Annotated in this window: 8 protein-coding genes; 1 reads left to right on the top strand and 7 read right to left on the bottom strand. The window is 65.3% G+C overall.

Annotated elements, in window-relative coordinates; all coding sequences use genetic code 11:
* Positions 1 to 340: 340 nt before the first annotated feature.
* Positions 341 to 985: a hypothetical protein gene (locus AB0G02_RS28955; protein ID WP_360799935.1), complete on the top strand. Its 645-nt coding sequence runs from the start codon at positions 341 to 343 to the stop codon at positions 983 to 985.
* Here AB0G02_RS28955 and AB0G02_RS28950 read toward each other — a convergent pair.
* The 7 genes from AB0G02_RS28950 to AB0G02_RS28920 all read right to left on the bottom strand — a co-directional run bounded on the left by AB0G02_RS28950 (position 974) and on the right by AB0G02_RS28920 (position 4,314).
* Positions 974 to 1,105 carry a hypothetical protein gene (locus AB0G02_RS28950; protein WP_360799933.1) on the bottom strand — a complete coding sequence of 44 codons (132 nt, stop codon included), beginning with the start codon at positions 1,103 to 1,105 and terminating at the stop codon, positions 974 to 976. The two genes, AB0G02_RS28955 and AB0G02_RS28950, sit on opposite strands and share 12 nt — an antisense overlap.
* A gap of 729 nt (positions 1,106 to 1,834) precedes the next feature.
* Entirely contained in the window at positions 1,835 to 2,317 is a 483-nt protein-coding gene (locus tag AB0G02_RS28945; RefSeq protein ID WP_360799930.1) for an integrase core domain-containing protein, read from the bottom strand.
* A 340-nt stretch (positions 2,318 to 2,657) separates the two neighbouring features.
* A complete protein-coding gene (locus tag AB0G02_RS28940) occupies positions 2,658 to 2,906 on the bottom strand; it encodes a hypothetical protein (RefSeq protein WP_360799927.1) in 249 nt (82 codons plus the stop codon).
* Positions 2,907 to 3,034: 128 nt separating this feature from the next.
* Positions 3,035 to 3,286, bottom strand: a complete 252-nt coding sequence (locus tag AB0G02_RS28935; RefSeq protein WP_360799924.1) for a hypothetical protein — start codon at positions 3,284 to 3,286, stop codon at positions 3,035 to 3,037.
* Positions 3,287 to 3,298: 12 nt separating this feature from the next.
* On the bottom strand, positions 3,299 to 3,637 hold the full coding sequence (locus AB0G02_RS28930; protein ID WP_360799921.1) for a DUF6247 family protein: 339 nt from the start codon (positions 3,635 to 3,637) through the stop codon (positions 3,299 to 3,301).
* A gap of 56 nt (positions 3,638 to 3,693) precedes the next feature.
* Positions 3,694 to 3,882: a hypothetical protein gene (locus AB0G02_RS28925; RefSeq protein ID WP_360799918.1), complete on the bottom strand. Its 189-nt coding sequence runs from the start codon at positions 3,880 to 3,882 to the stop codon at positions 3,694 to 3,696.
* A 273-nt stretch (positions 3,883 to 4,155) separates the two neighbouring features.
* The gene (locus tag AB0G02_RS28920; RefSeq protein ID WP_360799915.1) at positions 4,156 to 4,314 is read right to left on the bottom strand and encodes a hypothetical protein; all 159 of its coding nucleotides are present in this window, start codon (positions 4,312 to 4,314) and stop codon (positions 4,156 to 4,158) included.
* Between the last annotated feature and the right edge of the window lie 328 nt (positions 4,315 to 4,642).

The following is a 4,642-nucleotide window of genomic DNA, read 5'->3' as shown; positions in this document are numbered from 1 at the left end:
ACCCGGACATGGTCCCAACGCGGCGACACCCCGCTCTACCAGCGGCGATGACTTTTCGAGCGGCACAGGAGCACGGACGGGTCTTTCTGCTCGGCGGACGAGTTGGTCGCACTTCTCATCCTGCCGCCGAAAGACCCGTCCGCACGTTCAGGCCCGCCCCACCGTCACTAACGTCATGACCCGCAACATCTAGTCGCCGACACTCCCGGCTCGGGCGGACCTCGGGCCTGGCCGACTGTGGCATCTTGGACCTACGGCCGCCGTGGCGGCCGGAAGCGCTCGCCGGTGGGTTGCCCCGTGGGCCGGGACAGCACCACCTACCTTCACGGACCGGAGTGCCATGAAAGATGATCAGGACCCGCTGCCCGGTGAGGATTCGGTTGCCCATGCCGAGCGGAATACGATCAACGTATACGCTGGCGGCACCTTCATTCATCAGGCGGGGCGCGACCAAAGTGTGTCACTCGACCTCGACCGACCCGATGAGCGTGCGGACCAGGACGGTTTGTCGAAGAGTCGACAAGCATTCTTGTTCGACTTCTACAGACAGGCGCTCAAGCAGGCCGGTACGACGTTTCGACTGAGCGTTATATTCATGACCATCGGCGCGACCGTTGTGATTGCGGGTGGCATCCTGGCGCTCACGAGATTCGACGTCGTCGGGCGCGGCAACGTTACGTTGCTCACTGCTCTGAGCGGGGTGATTATTGGCTCGTGCGGTGGAGCGTTTGCCGTACATGCGGGCAGGGCGCGAAAGCATCTCACCGAACAGGCTGAGAAGATGGAGCGGGAATTTCAGGACGACCGCAGGCTGGAGCAGACCCTACGCTTGATCGACGAAGTCGAAAATCCTGTTTTGCGGGACCGACTCAAGTCTGTCACCGCGATGCGGGTGCTGGACTTGCGACCTGACCCGGAAAGTGTTACCCAGCGGCTTCTGGCGGTGAACGAAGAACCCAGGCCCCAAATACCGTCAACCGAATAGGTCGGCAATCAGTGCCTCGACGTTGGATGGGACCATACGATTCGCCGCCTCGCCGCGCAGCAGCACCGCCGGGACGGACAACAACTTCCGGGTCACCTTGTACAGCAGGGACACGATCACCCGGACATGGCCCCAACGGGGCGACACCCCGCTCTACCAGCAGCGATGGTATTCCGAGCGGCACAGGGTTGATCCGGCGTAGCACGGCGACCTCGTGCCGTAGTGCCGGCACTTCTACGTCCTTGGCCCGGGGACCGGCCGAGCAGGACCAGCCAGTCACCGAGCCGGGCGAAGATGAGGCACAGCAGTCGTAGCGCCACACCTGACGATCGTGCCCTGCTGGTCCAGCGTGCGGGATTGTCGCAGCTCGGCATGCCAGTGCCGAGTTCTGATACCCCGCAGGCTACAGGCCCGACCTCAACCCGGACGAGCTGCTCAATGCCGATCTCAAGCGCAACGTGAATTCCTCCCACGCTCACGACGTCGACCGCCTCGTCGTAATATCCGACAGTTTCTGCGCTGCCGCCAGCGCCACCACATCGTCTGCGGCTACTTCCAGGCTTCCGCGTCCGTTACGCCATCGTGCAGGCAACCGAGCACTTTCGGCTCGATACCTATCGGCTATCTTCCGCGACACGTCCGTCTACTTCAAAATCTCTGACAAGGTCAAGCTACGATGGATTCGTAGCTATGACGATCTCCCCACCGAAAGATCGGGCCGTGATCACCCGACTGTCGAGATGGATGTCTATTCGCATCACTTGACCGATTTCGTCGGTCGAAGCGACGGCTGAGAGCACCTCCAGGCCTGTGGGGTGCCAGAAGTCGGTCATATGGTCTGACCTGCGGTTAGGCGGCTGCATGTTCGTACTCGTTGATCAGGCCGCCGAGGACTGGTCGGCGGCATATCGAGGTACAGGCCGACTCTGCGATCGGCAGGTCTCGTCGCGGTGGTATGAGTTGTAGGGCTTGGTGTGGTCGGCGGTGGTTGTAGTGGGAGACGTAGCGGTCGAGTACCGCTCGCAGGTGGTGTTCGTTGATGATGAGCAGTCGGTCGGTGGCTTCGCGTCTGACGGTGCCGACAAACCGTTCGGCGTAAGCGTTGGCTTGCGGGCAGCGCGGTGGGATCTTCATGACCTGGATGCCGGCGCCAGAGAGGGCTGCGTCGAACGAGGCGGTGAACTGTCCGGCCCGGTCGCGGATCAGGAACCGGAAGTCGTCGGCCCGGTTGCCGAGGTCCATGAGTAGGTTGCGGGCTTGTTGCGTGGTCCAAGGGCCGTCCGGGTTCGTGGTGGTGCCGAGGACGTGCACGTAACGCGTGGCGAGCTCCATTACGAAGAACACGTAGACGCGCTTGAGGGTGACTGCGCAGTCGACGTGGAAGAAAGTCGCAGGCCAACAGGCTGGCTGCCTGGGCGCGCAGGAATCTGCGCCATGACATGTCGGTGTCGCGCCGGGGCGCGGGCGGGATGCGTAGGCGCTTGAGCACGCGGCGAACCGTTGACGCGGCCACCCGGTGGCCGAGTTTGAGCAGCTCGCCCTGGATCCGGCGGTAGCCCCACCCGGTGTTCTCCTGTGCCATCCGTTCGATCATCACCACGATGGTGTCGTCGATCGGAGGTCGGCCGGTGCGGTTTGGGTAGGTCCACTTCCTCGCGACCAGACGCCGGTGCTACCGCAGGACGGTGCCCGGTGTCACCAACCGGTGTTGCCGTAACCAGTCGGGTAGGCGTCGGACCAACGCGGCGAGCACAGCGCGATCGGCCCAGTCCAACCGCGGGCGGGGACTGACCCGACGCAGCATGGCGACTTCGTGTCGCAGCACCAGCAGCTCCACGTCCTTGGCCGCCGACGATCGGCCGAGCAGAACCAGCCAGCCGACGAGCCGGATGAAGATCAGGTACAGCAGTCGTAGCGCCACGCCTCACGATCATGCTCCTACCGCTCGTGGTGCGCGATCGCCGCAGCTCAGCGCCTCAGTGCAGAGTTCTGAAATTCCACAGGTACAAGGCACAGAGCTTCACCGGGTGTCGATCACAGTGTCGACGATCAGCCGGCCCACAGGACCAGCAGCACGTCGACGCGGCGCTGGTCGTCCAGGATCAGGTAGACGAGTTGGCCCCGGCCTTCGGCGAAGCTCATCGTGCGCATCGGGGCTTCGGGCTTGCCGCGGTGGTAGGGCTCGCCGTTCCACGGCGCGACCTCCAGCACGGCGCGCAGCTCGGCGAACGGCGCCAGGGCCTCGGCGGGCAGGGCGTCGACCTGGTGGCGGGAGTCCTCGTCGAGGGTGACGGCGTACACGGCGGTGACGCTTCAGACCAGGCCCAGCCGCGCCTTCGTGTCGGTCACCGGCTCGTCGGCCGGGATCTCCCGACCGGTCAGGCTCTCGGCCGCGCGCCGGTACATCGCACGGTGGGCCTCTGCGCCCTGGGAGGCGGTGATCCAGGCGATGCGCCGCCAGGACTCCAGGGTCGCGAACACCTCGGTGAGGTCCAACGACTCGGTGGCGGCGGCCATGACCTGGCGCCACTCGGGATCGCACTGGTCGCGCTCCTCGGGGATGAGCGCGGCGCGCACTCGGGCCGGGCTGGCGTCGGCGAACGGGCGGCCGCCCTGGCCGTACCGTGGTTCCGGTGCTGTTGCTGCGGTCACCTGGCCACAATAGCCCTCACGGGGTGTTCAGCGCTGTCGCCGGGCGTTCCTGGATGTCACAGGGCGTCACCGCGCATGACGTCGAGGATGGCGGCGGTGCCGCCGCCATCATGCCTGCCGATGACCTCATCCGTGCAGGTAGAGGGCGTACGTGGCCCAAGCACGGCGTTGCCCGGCCGGAACGTGGTCGCCGACGGCTCGTTCGCGCAGCCGTCGGGGGAGTCGGCGCACAATGCGGTGGGCACCGCGCGTCGGCCCGCTCCAGCCGCGGGCGGGGGTGGTCCGGCGCAGCATGGCGGCTTCGTATCGCAGCACCAGCAGTCCGATGTCCGTGGCTGCGGAGGACCGGCCGAGAAGCACGAGCCACTCACCGAGTCGAACGAAGATCAGGTACAGCAGTCGTAGCGCCGCGTCTGACGATCATGCCTGGAATCCCAGGGTTCAGGATTTCCCCAGCTCAGCGCCCTAATGCAGAGTTCTGGCACCCCACAGGTCCCAACACCGTGGCAGCCTTGCTTCTACCAGCGACGATGACTATTCGAGCGGCACAGGCGCAGCACGGCGACCTCGTGCCGCAGTACCAGCAACTCCGCGTCCTTGGCCGTCGATGACCGGCCGAGCAGAACCAACCACCCGACGAGCCAGACGAAGATCAGGTACAGCAGTCGTAACGCCATCCTGGTGATCATGCCTTCACGGCTCATGGTGTGCGATCGCCGCAGCTCAACGCCGCGGCGCAGAGTTCTGGCACCTCACAGCACCGGCGCTCCAACTTCCGCCGCCGGGTCTGGCTACCCGCCGTGCGGGGCGACTCGACCCTGGGATGGGCGCCGATCAAACCGCACATGCACTTCCACAACCTGCGTCACACCCACAGACCTTGATGATCGAGGACGGCGTGCCCGAGGTGCTGCAGCACAAGAGGATCGGGCACAAGTTCCGCGGCGTCATGGGCGTCTACTCCCACGTCACCCGCCCGATGATCGACGCCATGCTCGCCGGACT

The organism is Actinosynnema sp. NPDC023658, assembly GCF_040639995.1.
Taxonomy (GTDB): domain Bacteria; phylum Actinomycetota; class Actinomycetes; order Mycobacteriales; family Pseudonocardiaceae; genus Actinosynnema.
This window is presented reverse-complemented; position numbering and strand designations above follow the sequence as displayed.

Coding starts and splice junctions, on each gene's coding strand:
- AB0G02_RS28955 (WP_360799935.1), top strand. CDS start 341: ATGAAAGATGATCAGGACCCGCTGCCCGGTGAGGATTCGGTTGCCCAT.
- AB0G02_RS28920 (WP_360799915.1), bottom strand. CDS start 4,314: ATGGCGTTACGACTGCTGTACCTGATCTTCGTCTGGCTCGTCGGGTGG.
- AB0G02_RS28945 (WP_360799930.1), bottom strand. CDS start 2,317: ATGGAGCTCGCCACGCGTTACGTGCACGTCCTCGGCACCACCACGAAC.